Consider the following 22,813-nt stretch of genomic DNA (forward strand, 5'->3'; position numbering starts at 1 on the left):
TGTCGGGCGCCAGACCAAGCGCGCTGAAAGGAAGAAAATGAGCGATGTTGTGACCAAGGCCGTCGAGAAACTGGGCCAGAAGATCGACAGCTTCGATTCGACCGCGAAATTCGTGATCGAGGACGAAGGCGCGATCATGATCGACGAGGCCGGCGTGCGCGAAGGCGACGAAGAGGCCGACGTCACCCTGACCGCCACGCGCGACGTGTTCGAGGGCATCCTGAACGGCGACGTGAACCCCGCGACCGCTTTCATGACCGGCAAGCTGAAGATCGACGGCTCGATGGGCGTCGCGATGGCCCTGGGCCAGAAGCTGTCCTGAACCATGCAGCCCGCACCCTTCAACCGCCTGGATGGCAGCCCCGAGGTTCCGGCAAGGGCCTTCTGGCTGCAGGCGGATGACGGGGTGCGGCTTCGCATGGCCCATTGGCCCTGCGAGACGGCGGCCCGGGGCAGCATCCTGCTGTTCCCCGGCCGCACCGAATATGTCGAGAAATACGGAACCGTCGCCGCGCGGCTGAATGCCGAGGGCTACGACGTCATCGCCATCGACTGGCGCGGCCAGGGCATGTCCGACCGGCTGCAGTCCGATCCGCGCCCCGGCCATGTCGGCGAATTCGCCGATTACCAGCGCGACGTGGTCGAACTGGTCGTCGCCGCCGAGGAGCTGGAGCTGCCGAAGCCCTGGCACCTGCTGGGCCATTCGATGGGCGGCTGCATCGGGCTTGCCGCGCTGGAAGCCGGGCTGCCGGTCCGGACCGCGGTCTTCTCGGCCCCGATGTGGGGGATCAACCTGCGCCGGTTCCATACCGGCATCGCGACGGGCATCGCCTATCTGGCCGGACGGTTGGGTCGCGGCGGGCTGGCCGCCCCCGGCAGCGGCGGCGGAGCATCGACCTATCCCCTGGACGAAAGCTTCAACGCGAACCTGCTGACCCATGACGTGGACGAATGGTCGCGGCTGCTGCGCCAATGCGCGGCTTGGCCGGACCTGACCATCGGCGGCGCCAGCTTCGACTGGGTGGGCAAGGCGCTGAACGAATGCGCGCGCTTGTCGCGCATCCCCTCGCCCGCGATCCCCATGACCGTCTCGCTGGGGTCCGAGGAGAAGATCGTCTCGTATCAGGCCATCCGCGACCGCGCCGCGAACTGGCCGGACGGGCGCCTACTGATGATCGAGGGCGCCCGCCACGAGGTGATGATGGAAACCCCCGACCTGAAGGAGATCTTCTGGCAGGGGGCACTGGAACGCTTCGCCGGGGTCTAGCTCGGCTCTTCCTGCTTCACTTCGCGTTCGGACGGGGTCGCCACGCTTGGCAGGCGCATCCGCACGCGCTTGATGCGACGGGGGTCGGCATCGACCACCTCGAACTCGGCGCCGGAATCGTGGGTGATTACCTCTCCGCGCAGGGGCACGCGACCGGTCAGCATGAAGATCAGGCCGCCAAGCGTGTCCACCTCTTCCTCGACCTCGCTGTCGAGAAGCTTCATCCCGGTTTCTTCCTCGACATCGCCAAGGCCGGCCTTCGCCTGGAACAGCCACTGCCCGGTCTTCTCGTGGACCCAGAGACCGGCTTCCTCCTCGTCATGCTCGTCCTCGATCTCGCCGATGACCTGTTCGATCAGATCCTCGATGGTCACAAGGCCGTCCACCCCGCCATATTCGTCGATCACCAGCGCCATGTGGCTGCGCTTCTGCTGCATCTGCTGCAACAGCACGCCGATCGGCATCGAGGGCGGCACGTACAGAAGCGGGCGCAGCATCGGGCGCAGCGTGAACTTGCCGCCCTGCCCGAAGCCGTGCTTCAGCGCCAGATCCTTGAGGTGGATCAGCCCGAGGGGGCTGTCCAGCGTCCCGCGGAACACCGGAATGCGCGAGAAGCCATGTTCCCGGAACATCGTGACCAGGTCGTCCAGCGTCACGTTCAGCGGCGCGGCGATGATCTCGACCTTGGGGATCGCGACATCGTCGACGCGCATCCGGCGCAGGTTCATCAGGCCGGGCGCGCGGTTGCCGGGGCTGTCCGCGTCGACGTCGCCGTCCTCATCCTCTTCGGCCCCGTTGAAGGCGGCAAAGAAACGACCGAAGAATCCGCGCGAGTTGCGGTCTTCGCCCTCTTCGTCGTCTTCGGGTAATCGGGCCTCGGAATTCATGGCAGGTTCTCCCTGTAGGGGTCTGGAATATCGAGCGCTTCAAGGATCAGGCGCTCGGCCTGTTCCATCCGCTCGGCGTCGGGGTCGTTCTCGTGGTCGTAGCCCAGCAGATGCAGGGTCGCATGGACCAGAAGATGCTGGACGTGATCGGCGAAGGGCTTGCCCTGGTCGCGGGCCTCGGCCTCGCAGGTCTCGAAGGCGATGGCGATGTCGCCAAGCTCTTCCTCGTCGGGCAGTTCGGGCATCTCGCCGGGTTCGTGGGGGACATGCTCGACCCCCGGCCAGGACAGCACGTTGGTCGCGCGGGGCTTGCCCCGGAAATCGGCGTTCAGCGCGGCGATGCGGGCGTCGTCGCAGCCCATGACCACGACTTCGCCGCCGATCTCGTGCCATTCCAGCGCGGCGGTGACGGCGCGGGCCGCAAGGGCTTCAAGCCCCGCGGCCTCCCATCGTTCGTCCTCGATGACGCAATCGGCCGTAATCTGGTCAGGCATCGTTTCGCATTGCTCGGCGGGGGACATATTGCCCACGCCCTTCCTCTTTGCCGCCGGCAAGCGCCGTGGCTTCCTCGGCGTCATACGCCTTGATGATGCGCGCGACAAGCGGGTGACGCACGACGTCATCCGCCGTGAAGTAGCTGAAGCTGATCCCGTTCACGCCCTTGAGGATGCGTTCCGCGTCCACAAGGCCCGATTCCATGCCGCGCGGCAGGTCGATCTGGGTGCGGTCGCCGGTGATGACCATGCGCGACCCTTCGCCCAGACGGGTCAGGAACATCTTCATCTGCATGCTGCTGGCGTTCTGCGCCTCGTCCAGCACGACGAAGGCGCGGGCCAGGGTGCGACCGCGCATGAAGGCCAGCGGCGCGATCTCGATGCGCTTCTCCTCGACCAGCTTCTGCATCTGCTTGGCCGGAAGGAAGTCGTTCAGCGCATCATAGAGCGGCTGCATGTAGGGATCGACCTTCTCCTTCATGTCGCCGGGAAGGAAGCCCAGCCGCTCGCCCGCCTCGACGGCGGGGCGCGACAGGATAATCTTGTCGACATGGCCGCCGATCAGCATGGTGACGCCGACCGCGACGGCAAGATAGGTCTTGCCGGTGCCCGCGGGCCCGATGCCGAAAGCCAGTTCGTTCTGGAACAGCGACCGGACATAGGCCTTCTGCGCATCCGTGCGCGGCTCGACCGATTTCTTGCGGGTACGCAGCTCGTAATTTCCCTGCGCGAACATCTCCAGCTGCTCGTCGGGGCTGACCTCGGGGCTGGGTTCGACACCCATGCGCAGCGCGGCCTCGACCTCGGCCAGGCTGACGGGCTTGTGCTGTTCCAGACGGGCATAGAGGCCGTTCAGAAGCTGCGCGGCCTCGGCCTGGGCCTCGGGGCCGCCCACGACGGCCAGCTGGTTGCCACGGCGCAGGATATGCACGCCAAGCGCCTCTTCGATACGTGCAAGATGCCGGTCATTGGCACCGCACAGGTCGATCAGCAGCCGGTTGTCGGGGAATTCCAGCAGGGTTTCCGCGGCGGGTGTGGTGACGGGGGGCGTCGGCGAAAGGCCCAAATCTCTCTCCTGCTCAGGCGATTTACCCAATGTTGGCAATCGGGAAGGATTCTTGCAAGGGCATGCGGACATGCCATTTGATGAAACGGCAGGCAGCCGCGCGGGGTTGCATCACGCCTGCAGAAAGGCCGCAAGCGCCGGGGCCGTGTCCATTTCCGAAACCGGACCGTCATGGACGATACGTCCCGCTTGCAAAAGCGCCACGCGGTCGCCAATCTTGCGCACGGAAGCCATGTCGTGGGTGATGGTGATCGCCGTCGCCCCCTGATCGCGGACGATGTCGCGGATCAGCGCGTCGATTTCCCGCGCACGGATCGGGTCCAGCCCGGTCGTCGGCTCGTCGAAGAAGATCACCTTCGGATCGTCGGCAATGGCGCGGGCAAGCCCTGCCCGCTTGGCCATGCCGCCCGACAGCTGCGCGGGCATCAGGTCCGCGGTTTCAGGCGGGAGGCCGACGCGGGCCAGCTTCTCCAGCGCGATGGCGCGCGCGCGGGATGCGGGCATCCGGCGGCGCAGGCGAAAGGCGACGTTCTGCCAGACCGGAAGGCTGTCGAACAGCGCAGCACCCTGGAACAGCATCCCGAAGCCCGCCAGGAACTCGGGCATGCGGCGCGCATCCAGCGGCTGGCCGTTCCATGTCACCTGCCCCGCATCGGGATGTTCGAGGCCAAGGATGCAGCGCAGAAGCACGGATTTGCCTGTGCCGGACTGGCCGATGACACACAGGCTCTGGCCCGCTTCGACATGCATATCGACGCCGCGAAGGACCGGTTTCGCGCCGAAGGACTTGGTCAGGCCGCGGATCCCGATCATTCGAAGAAGATCCCCGTCAGCACGAAATTCGCCGCCAGGATACCGACGGCGGCGGCGACGACGGCACCGGTCGTGGCACGCCCGACCCCTGCCGCGCCCCTGCCCGCGCGCATCCCGAACCAGCATCCCGACAGCGCGACGATCAGCCCGAAGGCCGCCCCCTTCAGCAGCCCGGACGCGATGTCCCACGACTGAAGATAGGCCCAGCTGTCCGCGACATAGCGCGACGACACGAACCCGAGCGAGTTCGTCCCGACCAGCCAGCCGCCCATGATCCCGATGATGTCGCCCACCGCGACCAGCACCGGGACCGAGATGATCGCCGCCCACAGGCGCGGTGTCACCAGCCAGCGCAGCGGATCCGTCGAAAGGGTCACCAGCGCGTCGATCTGCTCGGTGACGCGCATGGTCCCGATTTCGGCCGCGATGCTGCTGGCGACGCGGGCGGCAACCATCAGGCCGCCCAGCACGGGGCCAAGCTCGCGCACCATGCCGATGGCGACGATGGCCGGGACGACATCGGTGGCCTGGAAACGCTCGCCCCCGGAATGGATCTGCAGGGCCAGCGCCGCGCCGGTGAACAGCGCGGTCAGCCCCACCACGGGCAGCGACAGCCAGCCGATCTGGACGATCTGGCGCCCCAGCTCGGGCAGACCCGAGGGGCGCAGACCCAGCAGGCCGCGCAGGGCGAACAGGGCGACCGCCCCGATGCCGCGCAGCGTGGCGATCGCGTGGCGTCCGATCAGCCGGACTGGGTTCACAGATAGGTCCGCTGGTAACGCTGGCGCAGCGCCGTCAGGATCTCGTATCCGATGGTGCCCGCGTGATCGGCGACCGTGTCGATGGGCTGTTCGGGACAGATCAGGTCCAGCCGGTCTGTAACGCTGTCCAGCGCGGTCACATCCACCGTGATCAGGTCCATCGAGACGCGCCCGACGATGGGGCACGCGACGCCGCCCGCAAAGACCGACGCCCCGCTGGAGGACAATGCACGCAGGATGCCATCGGCATAGCCAGCATCGACCGTCGCGATCCGACTGTCGCGTTCGGCATGCCACGTCGCGCCATAGCCGACCATCTCGCCCGCCTTCACGTCGCGCGTCTGGATCACGCGCAGCGACAGGCGCACGACCGGACGCGCATCGGCGAAGGGCATGCCGCCATAGAGCCCGACGCCGGGCCGGACCAGGTCGAAATGGTAATCCGGTCCCAGCAGGATGCCGCCCGTCGCCGCCAGCGAACGCGGCACGCCGCAGCCATCCGTCATCTCGCGGAAGGCCTTCAGCTGCGCGGCATTGGCGGGGTGGTCGGGCTCATCGGCGCAGGCAAGGTGGGACATGATGAAGGCGGGACCGGCGGCCAGCGCCTCGTCGCGGATGGCGGCCCATTCGGCGGCCTCCATCCCCAGGCGGTTCATGCCGCTGTCCAGCTGGATCGCGAAGGGCCTGCCCGGACGCATGGCGCGGTCGCGGAAGAACTGCTCGGGGCTGTTCAGGACGGGCACCAGGCCGGTCAGGTCCTCGCCCTCCATGTGTCCCGACAGGATGTTGATCACCGCGTCGTCGGGCAGAAGCGGACGCAGCGCGCGCCCCTCGGAGGCCAGCGCCACGAAGAAGTCGCGCACGCCGCTGTCATACAGCGCGGGGGCGACCTTCGCGGCCCCCAGCCCGTATGCGTCGGCCTTGACGACGGCTGCGGCCCGTGCACCGGGCGCCTTGGCGGCCAGTGCGGCGTGATTGGCCAGGATGGCCTGAATGTCGATCTGCAAACCCATGCGCGATTGACTGCCCCCCTTGCCCTGCCGCGTCAAGTGGTTCCGGCATGCGCCATTTGCACCTTTGCGATTTGCGATCCGCCCTGCCCGCATAGTTTGCAAATTTTCCCGATTTTCCTTGGCGGCCCAACCGGTTCGGGGCTACCGTCGCGATGTCGGACCAAGAGGAGCTTCCATGAAGGACATTCTTGAAGAGCTTGAACGCCGCCGCGAACAGGCGCGGCTTGGCGGCGGCCAGCGCCGGATCGACGCGCAGCATGCCCGCGGCAAGCTGACCGCGCGCGAACGGATCGAATTGCTGGTCGACGAGGACAGCTTCGAAGAGTTCGACATGTTCGTGGCCCACCGCTCGACCGATTTCGGGATGCAGGACGACCGCCCCTATGGCGACGGCGTCGTGACGGGCTGGGGCACGATCAACGGGCGCATGGTCTATGTGTTCAGCCAGGATTTCACCGTCTTCGGCGGGTCGCTGTCGGAAACCCATGCGCAGAAGATCTGCAAGATCATGGACATGGCGATGCAGAACGGCGCGCCGGTCATCGGCATCAACGACAGCGGGGGGGCGCGCATCCAGGAAGGCGTCGCCAGCCTTGCGGGCTATGCCGAGGTGTTCCAGCGCAACGTCATGGCCTCGGGCGTGGTCCCGCAGATCAGCGTCATCATGGGCCCCTGCGCGGGCGGCGCGGTCTATTCCCCCGCCATGACCGACTTCATCTTCATGGTGCAGGACACGTCCTACATGTTCGTGACCGGCCCCGACGTGGTCAAGACCGTCACCAACGAGGTCGTCACCGCCGAGGAACTGGGCGGCGCATCCACGCATACCAGGAAATCCTCGGTCGCGGATGGCGCGTTCCAGAACGACGTCGAGGCCCTGTCCGAGATCCGCCGCCTGTTCGACTTCCTGCCGCTGAACAACCGCGAGAAGGCGCCCACGCGCCCCTTCTTCGACGATCCGTCGCGGATCGAGCCCAGCCTGGACACGCTGATCCCCGACAACCCGAACCAGCCCTACGACATGAAGGAGCTGATCGTGAAGCTGGCGGACGAGGGCGACTTCTACGAGATCCAGAAGGATTTCGCCGCCAACATCGTCATCGGCTTCGTCCGGATCGAGGGGCAGACCGTCGGGGTGGTCGCGAACCAGCCGATGGTGCTGGCGGGCTGCCTGGACATCGACAGTTCGCGCAAGGCCGCGCGCTTCGTCCGCTTCTGCGACGCGTTCGAGATCCCGATCCTGACGCTGGTCGATGTTCCGGGCTTCTTGCCGGGAACGGCCCAGGAATATGGCGGCGTCATCAAGCATGGGGCGAAGCTTCTGTTCGCCTATGGCGAGGCGACGGTGCCGAAGGTGACGGTCATCACGCGCAAGGCCTATGGCGGGGCCTATGACGTGATGTCATCCAAGCACCTGCGGGGCGATTTCAACTATGCCTGGCCCACGGCGGAAATCGCGGTGATGGGCGCCAAGGGTGCGGTCGAGATCCTCTATCGCAGCGAGCTGGGCGACAAGGACAAGATCGCGGCGCGCACGAAGGATTACGAGGACCGCTTCGCCAACCCCTTCGTCGCCGCCGAGAAGGGCTTCATCGACGAGGTGATCCAGCCGCGTTCGACCCGCAAACGCGTCGCCCGCGCCTTTGCCGCGCTGCGTGGCAAGCAGCTGGCGAACCCGTGGAAGAAGCACGACAACATCCCGCTGTGACGAACGATGACCGGGTCCATGCACAACCTCGTGAATGATGCAGCCGCGCCACAGGGGGGCACGGTTCTGACGCGCCCCGCGCGCGGCTCCTGTCTGGGGTGGCCGGGCGGCGGTATGATCCTGCGCAGGCAGCTCCGGCATCGGAGCGGTCTCAAACCGAGCAGCCGGACGCAACAACGTCCGCCTTACAGGAGCATGAATTCATGTCGAAGCGAATCGTTCTCGGCCTCGTCCTGGTGTCGGCCTTCGCCGCTTGCCAGCGCCAGCAGCCCGAAGTCTATGTCCCGACCGCGCCGGCAGCACCCGCTGCCGTCAACCCGGTCACGACCGAGCCGGTCTACCAGGGCAAGTTCGGCTGATCCGAACCGCCTGATCCAGACGTGCGGGCGGTCACCCTGCCCGCGCGCAGCCGCCCCTCACCACCAATCCGAAGGGGCGAAGCCATGCTGAAGCATCGCGGATTTCCCGGGCGCCTGCCCGGTACCGATTTCCAGTTCACCATCCGACGCGAGAACCGCAAGAAGGGCGCGACGCCCATCCAGCGACGAGAGCGCTTCAAGGACCGCAAGCCAGCCGACAAGAAGGCCGATGCGGGCTTCCTGTCCGCGCTGATCGCCAATTTCGGCGAGGAGCCGTTCGAGCGCGGCAACCTGGACGCCGGACGCCTGTCCTGGCTGATCGGCCGAGAGGTCAAGCCCGTGGGCGAGTTCGACCCCGCCGATTACGACCAGCTGCTGCAGGTCGACATGGCCGCAGCCGAGGCCGCCTTCCCCGAGTTGTTCGCCAAGGACGCGCCCGCCTTCGACTGGGACGATGTCGATTGGGACGACGACGACTTCGAGGACGAGGACTGATGCGCGGAGCGGCGCCCATCTGCCCGTCGTCACGGGCATGTCAGTTTGACGCGGGCAGCCGCCATGCGATAGTTACTCCATGCTGGAATTCAACTGCCCCGGAAAGGGGCCCCATCACAGGCAAACCAAAATGCAGAAAACCTTCGCTCTCCGCCTCGCCGGTCTGGCTCTCGTCGCAGCTGGCCTGTCGGCATGCTCGCCCGGTTACGGCGTGTCGGCCGACACGCAGCGCGCAGCCGGTGGCGCCGTTGCAGGTGCCGTCATCGCCAAGGCCCTGGACGAAGACATCGCGACCGGCGCGGCCCTGGGTGGCGCTGCGGGCGCACTGTGCGACGACGCCGGCGTCTGCCAGCGCCGCTACTGATAGGCGCGCCTGCGCCGAACCGAAAAGGCACGGCCCGCGTTCAGGGCCTGCCAAGTCATTCATAGGATCAGACACATGTCCAAGCTGTTTGCCGTCGCAATCGTCGGCGCGACCCTCGTTGCGGGCTGCACCCAGAACATCAACCCGACCGACACCGATCGCGCGCTCATCGGCGCTGGCGTCGGCGCGACCATCGCGCATGTCGGCGGCACGAATGTCGTCAAGGGCGCTGCCATCGGCGGCGCAGCAGGCGCGCTCTGCAACGACGTCCGTCTGTGCGAGTGATGCTCTGACCGCGCGCGCAGGTCGCGCGCGCCACACCTGATTGCCACCGTCCGCGGGTTTCCCCCGCGGGCGGTTTTTTCATGCCGCAAGGCCGGGGGGGCCATGTTCAAGAAGATCCTGATCGCGAACCGTGGGGAAATCGCCTGCCGCGTCATCAAGACCGCGCGCAAGCTGGGCATCGCAACCGTGGCCGTCTATTCCGACGCTGATCGCAACGCGCTGCATGTGCGCATGGCCGACGAGGCGGTGCATATCGGCCCGCCCCCGGCGAACCAGTCCTATATCGTGATCGACAAGATCATGGACGCCGTCCGCCAGACCGGCGCCGAGGCCGTCCACCCCGGATACGGCTTCCTGTCCGAGAACCGCAAGTTCGCCGAGGCGCTGGAGGCCGAGGGCATCGCCTTCATCGGCCCGCCCTCGGGCGCGATCGAGGCGATGGGCGACAAGATCACCTCGAAGAAGATCGCCGCCGAGGCCGGCGTCAGCACGGTGCCCGGCTATATGGGCCTGATCGCGGATGCCGAGGAGGCCGTGCGCATCAGCGACCAGATCGGCTATCCCGTGATGATCAAGGCCAGCGCGGGCGGCGGCGGCAAGGGCATGCGGATCGCGTGGAACGCCGACGAGGCCCGCGAGGGGTTCCAGTCCTCGAAGAACGAGGCCGCGAACAGTTTCGGCGACGATCGCATCTTCATCGAAAAGTTCGTGACCCAGCCCCGCCATATCGAGATCCAGGTCCTTGCGGACCAGCACGGCACCGCGGTCTATCTGCACGAACGCGAATGTTCGATCCAGCGGCGCAACCAGAAGGTCATCGAAGAGGCCCCCTCGCCCTTCCTGGACGAGGAGACGCGCCGCGCGATGGGCGAACAGGCCGTGGCCCTTGCCAAGGCCGTCGATTACACCAGCGCGGGCACCGTCGAATTCATCGTGGACGGGCAGAAGAACTTCTACTTCCTGGAAATGAACACGCGCCTTCAGGTCGAACACCCGGTCACCGAGCTGATCACCGGCGTCGATCTGGTCGAGCAGATGATCCGCGTCGCGGCGGGCGAAGCCCTGCCCTTCGCGCAGGACGACCTGAAGATCGACGGCTGGGCCATCGAAAGCCGCCTCTATGCCGAGGATCCCTATCGCAACTTCCTGCCCTCGATCGGGCGGCTGACGCGTTATCGCCCCCCCGAGGAGGTCGCGGCAGGCCCGATGGTCGCCCAGCACAAGTGGCTGGCGCAGGGCACCGCGATGGGCAGCAGCGCCGTGCGCAACGATACCGGCGTCTTCGAGGGCGGCGAGATCAGCATGTTCTACGACCCGATGATCGCCAAGCTGTGCACCTGGGCCCCCACGCGCGGCGAGGCCATCGAGGCCATGCGCGTTGCGCTGGACCGCTTCGAGGTCGAGGGGATCGGCCACAACCTGCCCTTCCTGTCGGCGGTGATGGACCACCCGCGCTTCGTCTCGGGCAAGATCACGACCGCCTTCATCGCCGAGGAATATCCCGAAGGGTTCGAGGGCGCGACCCTGCCCGAGGACGAGCTGCACCGCGTCGCCGCAGCCGCCGCCGCGATGCACCGCGTGTCCGAAATCCGCCGCAGCCGGATCAGCGGCCGCCTGGGCAACCATGAACGCCATGTGGGCGAGAACTGGGTCGTCACGCTGGACGGGCAGGAATTCCCCGTCCGCATCGCCGCCGACCGCGACGGCTCCAGCGTCGAGATCGCGGGCAAGACCATGCGCATCGAGAGCGACTGGCGCCCCGGAAGCAGCCTTGCGGTGCTGGATGTCGATGGCCGCCCCTTGGTGCTGAAGGTGGACCGGATCGCCGCCGGGATGCGGCTGCGCACGCGCGGTGCCGACATCAAGGCGCATGTCCGCCGCCCCCGCGCGGCCGAGCTTGCGCGCCTGATGCCGGTCAAGACGCCGCCCGACACCTCGAAGCTGCTGCTGTGCCCGATGCCCGGCCTTGTCGTCAGCATCGGTGTCGCCCCCGGCGACGAGGTGCAGGAGGGTCAGGCCCTTGCCACCGTCGAGGCGATGAAGATGGAGAACATCCTGCGCGCCGAGCGCAAGGGCGTGGTCAAGGCCGTGAATGCCGCCGCCGGCGACAGCCTCAAGGTCGACGACATCATCATGGAGTTCGAATGACGCTGTGCCTGCCCCTGCCCGGCTTCGACCCGTCCTGCAAGGCAGGCGACGGGCTGGCGGGGGTGCCCCCTCTGGACCTGTGGCTCAGCCCGCAATTGCAGCAGGCGCTGGTCGCGGGGGCGTTCCTGGCACTTGGCTGGCAGGTGGTCGCGTTCCAGAACCGCCGCCGCGACGACCGGCTGCGTGCCAAGCGCGAGGAAGACCTCCAGCGCGCCCTCCTGGCCGAGATCCGCGCCCATGTCGTGTCGCTGGAACAGCAGACCCCAGAGCCCGAGGATGCCGCGATCCTGATCGAGCGTGTCGCCTCGGGTGATCTGCTGCCGACCGTTCCCCAACATTCCAACGACCGGATCTTCGCCGCCGTCATCGACGAGATCCACATCCTGCCCGCGCCGGTGATCGACCCCATCGTGATCTATTACCGGCTGCTGTAGATCATGGAGGCGCTGGCCGCCGACCTTCGCCGCATCGCGCGCCGCGACAACCAGCGGGCCGCGCAGATGATGGCGGATTACCTGTCACTGATGGAAGAGACCCGCGACACCGGGCTTCACGCCATGCGCGTGCTGACCGAATGCCTGCGCGGCGGCCCCAAGGCGGTCGAGCGGATGTACGAGGAAGAGGCCCGCAACCTGTCGCGGGACCTGCCGGGCGATCTGGCGGAAATGCGCGTCAGTAACCGATCTTCGGACCCGAGAGGCCGGTGATGGGACGCAACCCGATGGCACGCACGATCTCGTTTGCGCGGCTTGCGACCGGCGACTTGACCTTGGGTTCGGGGCGGATGACCTGCTGCTCGGACGCGGCAGGGCGGCGGGGCGCCTTGGGGGCGGTCCGTTCGGTGCGGTCTGCGCGCAGTGCTGGCATGGCGTCATCCTCCGTTCGGGGCGAATTGCCCGTCATCCCCCATGATATAGGGTTCGGCAGGCAAATCCACAAGTTTCACGCCTATCGCAGCGGTCGCCCGCGCCCGATCTCCTGCCTGCGCAGGGGCAGCCGGTCGATGGCGCGACCGATCTCGCGGACGTCCCAGGGACTGGGGCGGCGGATCTTCACCTGCCCGTCCTTGTCGATCAGCACCAGCGAGAAGCCGCGCGGGCGCAGGTCCTGCCGCCAGATGCTGGCCGCCGACGGATCGCTGTCGGTGATCACCACGACGTCGCGATCGACCAGCTGGCGCGCATCGCGGCGCAGCGCCTCGACCTGCTCGACGAAGGCCGGATCGCCAGGCGTGTCGGCAAAGACAACGACGGGACGCGCGTTCCACAGGAAATCCGCAGGCTCGGCGCTGGCCGCATCCATGATGCGCAGCTGTTCAGCGGGGGCGTTTTCGGTCGCGTCGTCCTGCGCCGAGATCGGCGGCAGGCGGGCGGGATTGCGCTGCGGCACGCTGTCGCGGTCTGCCCCCGTTTCGGGCAACGGCCCGTCGCGGGACGGGCCCATCGCGGCGACCGCCATCGCAAAAATCAGGAAAATCAACTTCATCGGCACCTCGTCATGTCCTGAATATAGGGCAGGACGCTTCCCGGGAAAGGATGCGACATGACAAAACCGACATTGCAGGACTGGCGCGCACTGGCCGAGAAAGAGCTGAAGGGCCGCGATCCCGACAGCCTGACCTGGGACACGCTGGAAGGCATCGCGGTCAAGCCGCTCTATACGCAGGCCGATACCGACGGGCTGGATCACATGAACAGCCTGCCGGGCATCGCGCCCTTCACGCGCGGGCCACGCGCCACGATGTATGCGGGCCGCCCCTGGACGATCCGGCAATATGCGGGCTTTTCCACGGCCGAGGAATCGAACGCCTTCTATCGCCGCAACCTTGCGGCGGGTCAGCAGGGCGTCTCGGTCGCCTTCGACCTGGCCACCCATCGCGGCTATGACAGCGACCATCCGCGGGTCGAGGGCGATGTCGGCAAGGCGGGTGTCGCCATCGACAGCGTCGAGGACATGAAGATCCTGTTCGACGGCATCCCGCTGGACAAGGTCAGCGTCAGCATGACCATGAACGGCGCCGTGATCCCGATCCTTGCGAATTTCATCGTCGCGGGCGAGGAACAGGGCCACGACAAGTCGGTCCTGTCCGGCACCATCCAGAACGACATCCTGAAAGAGTTCATGGTGCGGAACACCTATATCTATCCGCCCGAGCCCTCGATGCGGATCATTTCCGACATCATCGAATTCACCAGTTCCGAGATGCCTCGCTTCAACAGCATCTCGATCTCGGGCTATCACATGCAAGAGGCCGGGGCGAACCTGGTGCAGGAGCTTGCCTATACGCTGGCCGACGGGCGCGAATATGTGCGCGCGGCCATCGCGGCGGGCATGGATGTCGATGCCTTCGCGGGGCGGCTGTCCTTCTTCTTCGCCATCGGCATGAACTTCTTCATGGAGATCGCCAAGCTGCGCGCCGCGCGCCTGCTGTGGCACCGCATCATGGACGAATTCGGCGCGAAGAAGCCGGGGTCCAAGATGCTGCGCACCCATTGCCAGACCTCGGGCGTCAGCTTGCAGGAACAGGACCCCTACAACAACGTGGTCCGCACGGCCTACGAGGCGATGTCGGCGGCCCTTGGCGGCACGCAGTCGCTGCACACCAACGCGCTGGACGAGGCCATCGCCCTGCCCACCGATTTCAGCGCCCGCATCGCGCGGAACACGCAGCTGATCCTGCAAGAGGAAACCGGCATCACAAATGTCGTCGATCCGCTGGCGGGCAGCTACTATATCGAAAGCCTGACCGCCGAACTGGCCGAGAAGGCATGGGCCCTGATCGAAGAGGTCGAGGAGATGGGCGGCATGACCAAGGCCGTCGCCTCGGGCATGCCCAAGCTGCGGATCGAGGAAACGGCGGCGCGGCGACAGGCCCTGATCGACCGGGGCGAGGATGTGATCGTCGGCGTCAACAAGTACCGCAAGGACAAGGAAGACCCGATCGACATTCTGGACGTGGACAACGTCAAGGTCCGCGCCAGCCAGATCGCGCGGCTTGAACATATCCGTTCCACCCGCAACGAGGCCGCCTGCCAGGCGGCGCTGGACGAACTTGCCCGCCGCGCCACGCAGGGCGGCAACCTGCTGGCCGCCGCCGTCGAGGCAGCCCGCGCACGCGCAACCGTAGGGGAGATCAGCATGGCGATGGAAAAGGAATTCGGGCGTCACCGCGCCGAGGTCAAGACGCTGGCCGGTGTCTATGGCGCGGCCTACGAGGGCGACGAGGGCTTTGCCCAGATCCAGCGCGACGTGGAAACCTTCGCCGAGGAGGAAGGCCGCCGTCCCCGGATGCTGGTCGTCAAGATGGGCCAGGACGGCCACGACCGCGGCGCCAAGGTGATCGCGACCGCCTTCGCCGATATCGGCTTCGACGTCGATGTCGGCCCGCTGTTCCAGACCCCCGAGGAGGCCGCGCAGGATGCCGTGGACAACGACGTGCATGTCGTGGGCATCAGCAGCCAGGCCGCCGGGCACAAGACCTTGGCGCCAAAGCTGATCGAGGCGCTGAAGGCGCAGGGTGCGGGTGACATCCTTGTGATCTGCGGCGGCGTCATCCCGCAGCAGGATTACGAGTTCCTGCAGAGGGCCGGCGTCAAGGCGATCTTCGGGCCGGGCACCAACATCCCCTCGGCCGCGGCGGATATCCTGAAGCTGATCCGCGAGGCGCGTCAGGCCTGACCCCCCGCCGTCCGGGCCCAAGGTGCGGGCGGCGCTTGCGCTTGCCCTTGGCCGCCCGCTGTGGAACCTATCGGTCAGATCAGGAGGTCACATGAACGACGGACGCAACGGATCGGTCAAGCAGTTCATCTGCATCAAGTGGGGCGAGAAGTTCGGCCCGGATTACGTGAACCGGCTTCATGGGATGATCTCTCGGAACGTGACGCCTCCGTTCCGGCTGTATTGCTTCACCGATGACGGGACCGGGCTGAACCCCGACATCGCCGTCCGACCCCTGCCCGATTTCAAATACCGCACGCCGCAGCGGACGCGGGGAAAATGGCCGAAATCGCGGCTCTGGGGCGATCTGGGCGACGTGACGGGCGTTGTCCTGTTCCTGGATCTGGACGTGGTGATCACCGGCGATCTGGACGGGTTCTTCGAATATGGCGACCCCGACGACACGATCCTGGGGCTGAACCCCAACACCCCGCTGGAGAAGATGGGCCAGACCTCGGTCTATCGCATGCGCGTGGGCAAGCTGGCGCCCCTGCAGGAAATCTTCCGCGCCGATCCGCAGGCTGCCGCGGACAAGTACAAGTATGAACAGCGCTTCGTGACCCGCAACGCGCCGGGGGGCGTCAAGTTCTGGCCGCGCGGCTGGCTGGCGCATTTCCGGATGCATTGCATCCCGAACTTTCCGCTGAACTATTTCCGCGATGCGAAGATCCCGCCCAGGGCGCGGATCGTGATCTTTCCGGGCCTGGTCAATCCGCCCGACGCCATCGCGGGCCGCTGGTACGAGGATGGCGACCATGTTAGCCCGCGCGAACACCTGCGCCGCGCCTTCAACGGCCAGCGCCGCGAAAGCTTCGTGAAACACATGCGCCACTACGTCCGCCCCACCCCCTGGGTCGAAAGGCTGTGGCGCGAATGAGCCTGCCGCGCGCCCCTGACCGCCTGCCCGAGGACATGGCCGCCGCGCTTGGCCACGCGATCGCGGGTTTCGGCTTTCTCGAAGAGGCGCTGAAGCGGGCCATCTTCTCGTTGACGCGGCAGGGTCTGGGCGAGGATGCGACCGATCAGCAGCTGGAACGCTGGCTGAAGCGGATGGAGGATATCGCCGACGACTCGCTCGGCACGCTGATCGACAGCTTCGGCGCGGCGATGAAGCACGCGCGGATCGCCGAACGAGAGGTGCTGGTCGAGCGGCTGGGCGTCCAGCGCCTGCGCCGCAACCTGCTGTGCCATGCCAGCTGGCGTCCCGGCCGGACACCGGGCGCCTGGCACCCCACCTTCATCAACACGCGCGGCGAACGCCATCCCGACGACATGACCGCCGAGGATATCCAAGAGATCCACGCCGAGACCCTGCGCATCGCCCGCCGCGTCGTCTCGATCATGCGCGAGACCGGGATCGAGGGCGAATGGGTCGCCGAGTGGGAGGACGAGGATGCGCCTGACCGCTGACTATCCCCCGATCTGGCTGGCGGGCTTCGTGGCGGGCGCATGGGGTCTGGGCCGCGTCCTTCCCGCGGGCCCCGGCTGGCTGGTCTGGCCGGGCCGCGTGCTGGTGCTGCTGGGTCTTCTGCTGATGGCATGGGCCGCCGTGACGATGCTGGCCGCGCGCACCACCGTCGATCCGCATGGCAGCCCGCAGGCGCTTGTCACGCACGGGCCGTTCCGCCTGTCGCGCAATCCGATCTATCTGGGCGACCTCGTGATCCTCGTGGGGCTGTCCCTGTCCTTCGGGGCCTGGATCGCCGCGCCCGCCCTGGGTTGGCTGTTCGCCCGTATCGTGACGACCCGTTTCATCGCCCCCGAAGAGGCACGGCTCGCGCAGGCATTTCCGTTGCAGTTCGCGCAATTCCGGGCCCGAACGCGCCGCTGGATCTGACGCATCGCGCAATTGCGGGTTTCGCGCGTTGCAAGCGTCGCTCCGACGGGCTAACACCCGCTGGATCAAAGACAAGAGGCTGTCATGTCGTCTCCCCTCCGTCTCGGCATCGCCGGGCTCGGCACCGTCGGGATCGGTGTCGTCAAGATCGTGCAGAAACACGCCGAACTGCTGTCCGCACGCAGCGGTCGCCCGGTCGAGATTACGGCCGTTTCCGCGCGCAACCGCACCCGCAACCGCGATGCGGACCTGTCCTCCTATCGGTGGGAGGACGACCCGATGGCCGTCGCCACCGCCGAGGATGTCGATGTCTTCATCGAACTGATCGGCGGCGATGCCGGCATCGCCCGCGACAGCATCGAGGCCGCGCTGCGCGCCGGCAAGGATGTCGTGACCGCCAACAAGGCGCTGCTGGCCGTCCACGGTCAGGAGCTGGCCGAACTGGCCGAAGGTCTGGGCCGCGTGATCCGCTTCGAGGCTGCGGTAGCAGGCGGCATTCCCGTCATCAAGGCCATGGCCGAAAGCATGGCGGGCAACCGGATCACGCGCGTGATGGGCGTGATGAACGGCACCTGCAACTATATCCTGACACGGATGGAAAGCGCGGGCCTGCCCTACGAGGCCGTCTTCGAAGAGGCGCGCCAGCTGGGCTACCTGGAAGCCGACCCGACGCTGGACGTGGGCGGGATCGACGCCAGCCACAAGCTGGCGATCCTGTCCTCGATCGCCTTCGGCACCCGCGTCGATTTCGACGCCGTCGAGATCGAGGGCATCGAGCGCGTCAGCATCGACGACATCCGCCGCGCCTCGGACATGGGCTATCGCATCAAGCTGCTGGGCGTCGCGCAGATGACCGCGCGCGGGCTAGAACAGCGCATGTCGCCCTGCCTCGTGCCCGCCGACAGCCCCCTGGGGCAGCTAATGGGCGGCACGAACATGGTCGTGGTCGAGGGCGACAGCGTCGGCCAGATCGTGCTGCGCGGCGCAGGTGCAGGCGAAGGCCCGACCGCCAGCGCCGTCATGTCCGACATCGTCGAGATCGCGCGTGGCCTTCGCCTGCCGGTCTTCGGGCAGCCCGCCGGGCGCCTCGTCTCGGCCCAGCCTGCCCGCACGGCGGTTCCGGCGGCCTACTATATGCGCCTCGAACTCCAGGACAAGCCGGGCGCGCTTGCCAAGGTCGCGGCAGTGCTGGGCGATGCCGGCATCTCGATCGACCGCATGCGCCAGTACGGTCAGCACAGCCCGGCCAGCGTGCCGGTCCTGGTCGTGACCCACAAGACCACCCCCGAGGCGATCGACCACGCGATCGAGGCACTGCCCAAGACCGGCGTCCTTGTCAGCGATCCGGTCGAGTTGCGCATCGAAGAAGTCTGAAAACCGGAACGGGGGCCGCAAGGCCCCCGTTTCACATCGTGTCACCTGCCCGGCCATGCCGGGCAGGTGCCCGCAAGGTCAGGCGCCCTTGTAGATGTCGACCAGCTTCTGCAGCATGTCCAGCGCATCCTCGCGCGAACGCTGGAAGCTGTTGCGCCCGATGATCGACCCGTTTCCGCCACCGTCGCGGATCGCGCGCGCGTCGTCATAGACGGCATCCGCGCCCTTGGCCGCACCGCCCGAGAAGACGACGATCCGGCGCCCGCCGAAGGATGCCTCCATGCAATGCTGCACGCGCTTCGCCTGGGTCGCGATGTCGATCTGCTTTTCCTCGTAGACCTTCTTGGCCTCGGGCAGCATCAGGTGGTCGGTCGACAGCTTGATCTTGATGATGTGCGCGCCGATCAGCGCCGCGATCTGGGCCGCATAGGCTGCGATGTCGATCGCGGTCTCGCCGTCCTTGGTGATCGCCTCGCCGCGCGGATAGGACCAGATGACGGTCGCGACGCCCTTGGCGGCCGCTTCCTTACGCATCTCGACGATCTCCTCGAACATGTCCAGCGCCATGTCCGACCCCGGATAGATCGTGAAGCCGATGGCGGCGCAGCCTAGGCGCAGCGCGTCGTCCACCGAAGCGGTGATCGCCTGGTTCTTGCCCGCCGTGTTCGACATCAGGCTGTTGGCGCTGTTCACCTTCAGGATCGTCGGGATCTGCCCCGCGAAGGTATCGGCCCCCGCCTCGATCATCCCGAGCGGCGCCGCATAGGCGTTCAGCCCGGCGTCGATCGCCAGCTGGTAGTGATAATGCGGATCGTAGCCCGCGGGGTTCGGCGCGAAGCTGCGTGCGGGACCATGCTCGAACCCCTGATCGACCGGCAGGATGATCATCTTGCCCGTGCCGGCCAGCTTGCCGGTCATCATCATGCGCGCCAGCTGGGCTTTGACGCCCGGCGTCTCCCCTTCGTAATTGGCGAGAATGCGGCGCACCGTGTCGGTCATCTGCATGGGAGAACTCTTCCTGATTGTGGGTCCGGGATGGGATAGCACGGCAATGCGACAAAACAATGCTGATGACGCTAACGGTCCGTAAACAAATCCGTTTTGTTCGCCCGCCTGTCGATATGGACAGTTCTACATAAAATCGTCCGAGTTAACGATTCGGCAATCCGCGGCATTTGCGGCAAGTCCTCGGCATTCCTTTGCGTGAAAAGGCAGAACGAATGCATATCAACGGCAATCTGAATAACCTGCACCTGCGCCTGTTCATCCAGAACGACAGCGCCGATGCCAGCTTCGAGACATCGCTTTTCAGCCGCGCCATCACCGTCGGCGCGGAGGAAATTCCTGAACCGTCCGAAACCGCATCGCAGACGGGCAGCGACGATCACCCCGCATGGGTGGCCCGCTCGGAGACCTATCGCCAGGCCGCCGAAACCGCGCGGGCGGAAGAGGCCGAGACGGAGGCGGCCCCGTCCGATCCGGAACCCGCGCCCGCGCCGGAACCGGAACCCGTGACAGAACCGGAAAGCGCGCCGGAACCCGATACAGCACAATCGGCGGAACCGGCCCCCGCCGCCCAGACCGGCACCCAGACCGGTTCCCCCGGCGGCAGCCGTCGCGGCGGGCTTTTCGGCTGGCTTGCGGGCTGAAACGAAAAAGGGCGGCCCGACATGGCCGCCCTTTCCGAAATCAGTGCTTCGAGGCTTCCAGCGCCGCGACGCCCGGAAGCTCCTTCCCCTCCATCCACTCGAGGAACGCGCCCCCCGCGGTCGAGATGAAGGTGAACTTCTCGGCAGCACCCGCCTTGTTCAGTGCCGCGACGGTATCGCCCCCGCCCGCGACCGAGATCAGCGATCCCTGCTCGGTCATCTCGGCGGCACATGCGGCGGCGGCATTCGTCGCGGCATCGAAGGGCTCGATCTCGAAGGCGCCAAGGGGGCCGTTCCAGATCAGCGTCCGGCAGGCGGTCATGGCTTGGCGCAGCGCCTCGACGGTCTCGGGGCCGGCATCCAGGATCATGGCATCCGCCGGGCATTCCCCGACCGGCAGCGTCTCGGAGGCGGCACCGGCCTTGAATTCGCGCGCGACCACGATGTCGACCGGCAGGTGGATCTTGCAGCCGCCCGCCTCGGCCTTCTCGATGATGGCGCGGGCCGTGTCGGCCATGTCGCGCTCGGCCAGCGATTTGCCGACCTCGACGCCCTGGGCGACAAGGAAGGTGTTGGCCATGCCGCCGCCGATGACCAGGTGATCGACCTTCTCGATCAGGTTCGTCAGCAGCTCCAGCTTGGTGGACACCTTGGCACCGCCGACGACGGCCATGACCGGTCGCTGCGGATCGCCCAGGGCCGCGTCAAGCGCCTTCAGCTCGGCCTCCATCAGGCGGCCCGCGCCTGCGGGCAGCAGCCGCGCCAGCCCCTCGGTCGAGGCATGCGCCCGGTGCGCCGCCGAGAAGGCGTCGTTGATGTAGACGCTGCCGAGCGCCGCCATCGAGGCCGCGAAGGTCGCGTCGTTCGTCTCCTCGCCCTCGTGGAAGCGGGTATTCTCCATCAGGGCGACCTGCCCCTTTTCCAGCGCGGCGACGGCACGCTTGGCAGGGCCGCCGATGCAGTCCTCGGCGAAGACCACCGGCTGGCCCAGGGCCTCTTCCAGCGCTGGCACGATCTGCTTCAGGCTCATGCCCTCGACGCGCTTGCCCTTGGGGCGGTCGAAATGCGCCAGCAGGACGGGGATGCCGCCTGCCGCCTGGATGTCCTTGACGGTCGGGACGATCTTCTCGATGCGCGTCGCGTCGGTCACGCGGCCATTTTCCACGGGGACGTTCACATCGACGCGCGTCAGGACGACCTTTCCGTCAAGATCCATGTCGTCGATGCTGTTGAACTGGGCCATGTCGCGTCCTTTCGGGCTTGCAATATGCTTTGCATGGCTTGTCCCGCATGGCGCGGGGATCGTCAACTGGCGCTTGGGCGGGATCATGCCGCCGCCACGCGCCCCGTCACGGTTTCGCGCGTTGTGCTTCACCGATCAAACCCCTAGATGTCAGGACGAACCTGCGAGAGGAGGGCCCTATGGCCGATATCAAGGACCCCGAGAACACCATCATCATCGAGCTGAAGGACGGCCCCGTCGTCATCGAGCTTCTGCCCGACGTGGCCCCCAAGCATGCCGAGCGCATGAAGGAACTGGCCCGCGCAGGCGCCTATGACAACGTGGCCTTCCACCGCGTCATCGACGGCTTCATGGCCCAGACCGGCGACGTGCAGCACGCCAACATGGAAAAGGACTACAACCCCGGTCGCGCAGGCACCGGCGGCTCGGACCTGCCGGACCTTCCGGCCGAATTCTCGGGCGTGCCGCATGACCGTGGAACCCTGGGCGCGGCGCGTTCGCAGAACCCGAACAGCGCGAACAGCCAGTTCTTCATCAACTTCAATGACAACCACTTCCTGAACCGCCAGTACACGGTCTATGGCCGCGTCATCTCGGGGATGGAAGCCGTCGACAAGATCCAGCGCGGCGAGCCGCCTGCGAACCCCGACCGCATGATCAGCGTCAAGGTGGCCGCAGATGCGTAAGGCATTCCTGATCCCCGCAATCCTGGCGATGGGCGCGCATGGCGCCATCGCGCAGGACGCCCCCGAGGTCGAGGATACCGACGGCCCGAACATGGTCATCACCGTGGCCGATGCCGAGGGCGCCGAGAAGGGCACCATCACGCTGGACCTGCGCGAGGACCTGGCCCCGGCCCATGTCGCGCGCCTGGTCGAGCTGGCCGAGAGCGGCGCCTATGACAACGTGGTCTTCCACCGCGTCATCGACGGCTTCATGGCCCAGACCGGCGATGTCGAATACGGCAAGCAGGACGGCGATACCGGCATGGCGGGCATGGGCGGTTCCGACCTGCCCGACCTCGAGGCCGAGTTCACCGACACCTCGTTCCAGCGCGGCACGGTCGGCATGGCGCGCGCCATGGATCCGAACAGCGCCAACAGCCAGTTCTTCATCAACTATGCCGCGACGCCGTTCCTTGATGGGGAATACACCGTCGTCGGTCAGCTGATCGAGGGCTGGGACGTGCTGGACGCCATCAAGAAGGGCGACAGCTCGCGTCAGGGCAACGGCAAGGTCGAGGCCCCCGACTATATGGCGACCGTCGTCATCGAGGGCGCCGAGGCACCCGCCGAAGACGCCGAGGCCGAGGAAGCCGACGGCTGATCACCGG

Annotated in this window: 28 protein-coding genes; 18 read left to right on the forward strand and 10 right to left on the reverse strand. The window is 66.7% G+C overall.

From position 1 onward, the window contains the following. The first annotated feature begins 37 nt into the window (after positions 1–37). Positions 38–322, forward strand: a complete 285-nt coding sequence (locus F804_RS0105085; protein WP_022706671.1) for an SCP2 sterol-binding domain-containing protein — start codon at positions 38–40, stop codon at positions 320–322. 3 nt (positions 323–325) lie between these two features. Continuing rightward, positions 326–1,267, forward strand: coding sequence for an alpha/beta fold hydrolase (locus tag F804_RS15695; protein ID WP_022706672.1), 942 nt, complete (start codon positions 326–328; stop codon positions 1,265–1,267). Here F804_RS15695 and F804_RS0105095 read toward each other — a convergent pair. From F804_RS0105095 to alr, 6 genes are all read right to left on the reverse strand, one after another. Next, a complete protein-coding gene (locus F804_RS0105095; protein ID WP_022706673.1) occupies positions 1,264–2,154 on the reverse strand; it encodes a transporter associated domain-containing protein in 891 nt (296 codons plus the stop codon). The genes F804_RS15695 and F804_RS0105095 overlap by 4 nt on opposite strands. Next, the gene (ybeY, locus tag F804_RS0105100; protein WP_028725637.1) at positions 2,151–2,648 is read right to left on the reverse strand and encodes an rRNA maturation RNase YbeY; all 498 of its coding nucleotides are present in this window, start codon (positions 2,646–2,648) and stop codon (positions 2,151–2,153) included. The genes F804_RS0105095 and ybeY overlap by 4 nt, the downstream gene beginning before the upstream one ends. Further along, entirely contained in the window at positions 2,641–3,714 is a 1,074-nt protein-coding gene (locus F804_RS0105105; RefSeq protein ID WP_022706675.1) for a PhoH family protein, read from the reverse strand. Before F804_RS0105105 ends, ybeY begins: the two co-directional genes overlap by 8 nt. 111 nt (positions 3,715–3,825) lie before the next feature. After that, a complete protein-coding gene (locus tag F804_RS0105110) occupies positions 3,826–4,527 on the reverse strand; it encodes an ABC transporter ATP-binding protein (protein ID WP_022706676.1) in 702 nt (233 codons plus the stop codon). After that, positions 4,524–5,288 (reverse strand): MlaE family ABC transporter permease, encoded by a 765-nt coding sequence (locus F804_RS0105115; protein WP_022706677.1) that lies wholly within the window; start codon positions 5,286–5,288, stop codon positions 4,524–4,526. The genes F804_RS0105110 and F804_RS0105115 overlap by 4 nt, the downstream gene beginning before the upstream one ends. Next, a complete protein-coding gene (gene alr, locus F804_RS0105120; protein ID WP_022706678.1) occupies positions 5,285–6,301 on the reverse strand; it encodes an alanine racemase in 1,017 nt (338 codons plus the stop codon). Before alr ends, F804_RS0105115 begins: the two co-directional genes overlap by 4 nt. A 175-nt stretch (positions 6,302–6,476) precedes the next feature. On the opposite strand from alr, the gene F804_RS0105125 reads away from it, so the two are divergent. The 8 genes from F804_RS0105125 (at position 6,477) to F804_RS0105160 (ending at position 12,367) form a co-directional block, all read left to right on the forward strand. Then, the gene (locus F804_RS0105125; protein WP_022706679.1) at positions 6,477–8,009 is read left to right on the forward strand and encodes an acyl-CoA carboxylase subunit beta; all 1,533 of its coding nucleotides are present in this window, start codon (positions 6,477–6,479) and stop codon (positions 8,007–8,009) included. A gap of 203 nt (positions 8,010–8,212) precedes the next feature. Beyond that, on the forward strand, positions 8,213–8,368 hold the full coding sequence (locus tag F804_RS17325; RefSeq protein WP_022706680.1) for a hypothetical protein: 156 nt from the start codon (positions 8,213–8,215) through the stop codon (positions 8,366–8,368). 84 nt (positions 8,369–8,452) lie between these two features. After that, the gene (locus F804_RS0105135; RefSeq protein ID WP_022706681.1) at positions 8,453–8,863 is read left to right on the forward strand and encodes a hypothetical protein; all 411 of its coding nucleotides are present in this window, start codon (positions 8,453–8,455) and stop codon (positions 8,861–8,863) included. 79 nt (positions 8,864–8,942) lie between these two features. Then, complete coding sequence (locus F804_RS0105140; RefSeq protein WP_245540317.1) at positions 8,943–9,227, forward strand: hypothetical protein; 285 nt, start codon at positions 8,943–8,945, stop codon at positions 9,225–9,227. Positions 9,228–9,302: 75 nt separating this feature from the next. Beyond that, positions 9,303–9,512: a hypothetical protein gene (locus F804_RS0105145; RefSeq protein WP_022706683.1), complete on the forward strand. Its 210-nt coding sequence runs from the start codon at positions 9,303–9,305 to the stop codon at positions 9,510–9,512. A 102-nt stretch (positions 9,513–9,614) separates the two neighbouring features. Further along, positions 9,615–11,660 carry an acetyl-CoA carboxylase biotin carboxylase subunit gene (locus F804_RS0105150; protein ID WP_022706684.1) on the forward strand — a complete coding sequence of 682 codons (2,046 nt, stop codon included), beginning with the start codon at positions 9,615–9,617 and terminating at the stop codon, positions 11,658–11,660. Then, entirely contained in the window at positions 11,657–12,094 is a 438-nt protein-coding gene (locus F804_RS0105155) for a hypothetical protein (protein ID WP_022706685.1), read from the forward strand. The genes F804_RS0105150 and F804_RS0105155 overlap by 4 nt, the downstream gene beginning before the upstream one ends. Before the next feature lie 3 nt (positions 12,095–12,097). Continuing rightward, positions 12,098–12,367: a hypothetical protein gene (locus F804_RS0105160; protein WP_022706686.1), complete on the forward strand. Its 270-nt coding sequence runs from the start codon at positions 12,098–12,100 to the stop codon at positions 12,365–12,367. Here F804_RS0105160 and F804_RS0105165 read toward each other — a convergent pair. Together F804_RS0105165 and F804_RS0105170 are read right to left on the reverse strand one after the other, a co-directional pair. After that, positions 12,333–12,527 (reverse strand): hypothetical protein, encoded by a 195-nt coding sequence (locus F804_RS0105165; RefSeq protein ID WP_022706687.1) that lies wholly within the window; start codon positions 12,525–12,527, stop codon positions 12,333–12,335. The two genes, F804_RS0105160 and F804_RS0105165, sit on opposite strands and share 35 nt — an antisense overlap. An 81-nt stretch (positions 12,528–12,608) precedes the next feature. After that, a complete protein-coding gene (locus tag F804_RS0105170) occupies positions 12,609–13,145 on the reverse strand; it encodes a DUF4174 domain-containing protein (RefSeq protein ID WP_022706688.1) in 537 nt (178 codons plus the stop codon). A 57-nt stretch (positions 13,146–13,202) separates the two neighbouring features. Between F804_RS0105170 and scpA the strand changes: the two genes are divergently transcribed. From scpA to F804_RS0105195, 5 genes are all read left to right on the forward strand, one after another. Further along, a complete protein-coding gene (scpA, locus tag F804_RS0105175) occupies positions 13,203–15,338 on the forward strand; it encodes a methylmalonyl-CoA mutase (RefSeq protein WP_028725640.1) in 2,136 nt (711 codons plus the stop codon). Between the two features lie 91 nt (positions 15,339–15,429). Then, positions 15,430–16,254: a hypothetical protein gene (locus tag F804_RS0105180; RefSeq protein ID WP_022706690.1), complete on the forward strand. Its 825-nt coding sequence runs from the start codon at positions 15,430–15,432 to the stop codon at positions 16,252–16,254. Further along, complete coding sequence (locus F804_RS17330) at positions 16,251–16,787, forward strand: hypothetical protein (RefSeq protein ID WP_022706691.1); 537 nt, start codon at positions 16,251–16,253, stop codon at positions 16,785–16,787. Before F804_RS0105180 ends, F804_RS17330 begins: the two co-directional genes overlap by 4 nt. Then, entirely contained in the window at positions 16,771–17,214 is a 444-nt protein-coding gene (locus F804_RS0105190; protein WP_028725690.1) for a methyltransferase family protein, read from the forward strand. Before F804_RS17330 ends, F804_RS0105190 begins: the two co-directional genes overlap by 17 nt. A gap of 84 nt (positions 17,215–17,298) precedes the next feature. Then, complete coding sequence (locus F804_RS0105195; protein WP_022706692.1) at positions 17,299–18,588, forward strand: homoserine dehydrogenase; 1,290 nt, start codon at positions 17,299–17,301, stop codon at positions 18,586–18,588. A 78-nt stretch (positions 18,589–18,666) separates the two neighbouring features. On the opposite strand, the gene F804_RS0105200 is transcribed toward F804_RS0105195, so the two are convergent. Continuing rightward, entirely contained in the window at positions 18,667–19,593 is a 927-nt protein-coding gene (locus tag F804_RS0105200; protein WP_022706693.1) for a class I fructose-bisphosphate aldolase, read from the reverse strand. A gap of 215 nt (positions 19,594–19,808) precedes the next feature. On the opposite strand from F804_RS0105200, the gene F804_RS0105205 reads away from it, so the two are divergent. Next, positions 19,809–20,237, forward strand: coding sequence for a hypothetical protein (locus F804_RS0105205; protein WP_022706694.1), 429 nt, complete (start codon positions 19,809–19,811; stop codon positions 20,235–20,237). A 40-nt stretch (positions 20,238–20,277) separates the two neighbouring features. Here F804_RS0105205 and F804_RS0105210 read toward each other — a convergent pair whose 3' ends face one another. Further along, positions 20,278–21,480, reverse strand: coding sequence for a phosphoglycerate kinase (locus tag F804_RS0105210; protein WP_022706695.1), 1,203 nt, complete (start codon positions 21,478–21,480; stop codon positions 20,278–20,280). Between the two features lie 179 nt (positions 21,481–21,659). Here F804_RS0105210 and F804_RS0105215 point away from each other — a divergent pair, with 179 nt between their 5' ends. Both F804_RS0105215 and F804_RS15705 read left to right on the forward strand, forming a co-directional pair. Further along, positions 21,660–22,166, forward strand: a complete 507-nt coding sequence (locus F804_RS0105215; protein ID WP_022706696.1) for a peptidylprolyl isomerase — start codon at positions 21,660–21,662, stop codon at positions 22,164–22,166. Continuing rightward, a complete protein-coding gene (locus tag F804_RS15705) occupies positions 22,159–22,806 on the forward strand; it encodes a peptidylprolyl isomerase (protein ID WP_022706697.1) in 648 nt (215 codons plus the stop codon). The genes F804_RS0105215 and F804_RS15705 overlap by 8 nt, the downstream gene beginning before the upstream one ends. Positions 22,807–22,813: the final 7 nt, after the last annotated feature.

This window comes from Paracoccus zeaxanthinifaciens ATCC 21588, assembly GCF_000420145.1.
In the GTDB taxonomy this organism is placed as follows: Bacteria; Pseudomonadota; Alphaproteobacteria; order Rhodobacterales; family Rhodobacteraceae; genus Paracoccus; species Paracoccus zeaxanthinifaciens.

Bases quoted from the DNA above. Each gene is read 5' to 3' on its own strand.
- F804_RS0105085 (WP_022706671.1), top strand. From the start codon at position 38: ATGAGCGATGTTGTGACCAAGGCCGTCGAGAAACTGGGCCAGAAGATC.
- F804_RS15695 (WP_022706672.1), top strand. From the start codon at position 326: ATGCAGCCCGCACCCTTCAACCGCCTGGATGGCAGCCCCGAGGTTCCG.
- F804_RS0105095 (WP_022706673.1), bottom strand. From the start codon at position 2,154: ATGAATTCCGAGGCCCGATTACCCGAAGACGACGAAGAGGGCGAAGAC.
- ybeY (WP_028725637.1), bottom strand. From the start codon at position 2,648: ATGCCTGACCAGATTACGGCCGATTGCGTCATCGAGGACGAACGATGG.
- F804_RS0105110 (WP_022706676.1), bottom strand. From the start codon at position 4,527: ATGATCGGGATCCGCGGCCTGACCAAGTCCTTCGGCGCGAAACCGGTC.
- alr (WP_022706678.1), bottom strand. From the start codon at position 6,301: ATGGGTTTGCAGATCGACATTCAGGCCATCCTGGCCAATCACGCCGCA.
- F804_RS0105125 (WP_022706679.1), top strand. From the start codon at position 6,477: ATGAAGGACATTCTTGAAGAGCTTGAACGCCGCCGCGAACAGGCGCGG.
- F804_RS17325 (WP_022706680.1), top strand. From the start codon at position 8,213: ATGTCGAAGCGAATCGTTCTCGGCCTCGTCCTGGTGTCGGCCTTCGCC.
- F804_RS0105135 (WP_022706681.1), top strand. From the start codon at position 8,453: ATGCTGAAGCATCGCGGATTTCCCGGGCGCCTGCCCGGTACCGATTTC.
- F804_RS0105140 (WP_245540317.1), top strand. From the start codon at position 8,943: ATGCTGGAATTCAACTGCCCCGGAAAGGGGCCCCATCACAGGCAAACC.
- F804_RS0105145 (WP_022706683.1), top strand. From the start codon at position 9,303: ATGTCCAAGCTGTTTGCCGTCGCAATCGTCGGCGCGACCCTCGTTGCG.
- F804_RS0105150 (WP_022706684.1), top strand. From the start codon at position 9,615: ATGTTCAAGAAGATCCTGATCGCGAACCGTGGGGAAATCGCCTGCCGC.
- F804_RS0105155 (WP_022706685.1), top strand. From the start codon at position 11,657: ATGACGCTGTGCCTGCCCCTGCCCGGCTTCGACCCGTCCTGCAAGGCA.
- F804_RS0105160 (WP_022706686.1), top strand. From the start codon at position 12,098: ATGGAGGCGCTGGCCGCCGACCTTCGCCGCATCGCGCGCCGCGACAAC.
- F804_RS0105165 (WP_022706687.1), bottom strand. From the start codon at position 12,527: ATGCCAGCACTGCGCGCAGACCGCACCGAACGGACCGCCCCCAAGGCG.
- F804_RS0105170 (WP_022706688.1), bottom strand. From the start codon at position 13,145: ATGAAGTTGATTTTCCTGATTTTTGCGATGGCGGTCGCCGCGATGGGC.
- scpA (WP_028725640.1), top strand. From the start codon at position 13,203: ATGACAAAACCGACATTGCAGGACTGGCGCGCACTGGCCGAGAAAGAG.
- F804_RS0105180 (WP_022706690.1), top strand. From the start codon at position 15,430: ATGAACGACGGACGCAACGGATCGGTCAAGCAGTTCATCTGCATCAAG.
- F804_RS17330 (WP_022706691.1), top strand. From the start codon at position 16,251: ATGAGCCTGCCGCGCGCCCCTGACCGCCTGCCCGAGGACATGGCCGCC.
- F804_RS0105190 (WP_028725690.1), top strand. From the start codon at position 16,771: ATGCGCCTGACCGCTGACTATCCCCCGATCTGGCTGGCGGGCTTCGTG.
- F804_RS0105195 (WP_022706692.1), top strand. From the start codon at position 17,299: ATGTCGTCTCCCCTCCGTCTCGGCATCGCCGGGCTCGGCACCGTCGGG.
- F804_RS0105200 (WP_022706693.1), bottom strand. From the start codon at position 19,593: ATGCAGATGACCGACACGGTGCGCCGCATTCTCGCCAATTACGAAGGG.
- F804_RS0105205 (WP_022706694.1), top strand. From the start codon at position 19,809: ATGCATATCAACGGCAATCTGAATAACCTGCACCTGCGCCTGTTCATC.
- F804_RS0105210 (WP_022706695.1), bottom strand. From the start codon at position 21,480: ATGGCCCAGTTCAACAGCATCGACGACATGGATCTTGACGGAAAGGTC.
- F804_RS0105215 (WP_022706696.1), top strand. From the start codon at position 21,660: ATGGCCGATATCAAGGACCCCGAGAACACCATCATCATCGAGCTGAAG.
- F804_RS15705 (WP_022706697.1), top strand. From the start codon at position 22,159: ATGCGTAAGGCATTCCTGATCCCCGCAATCCTGGCGATGGGCGCGCAT.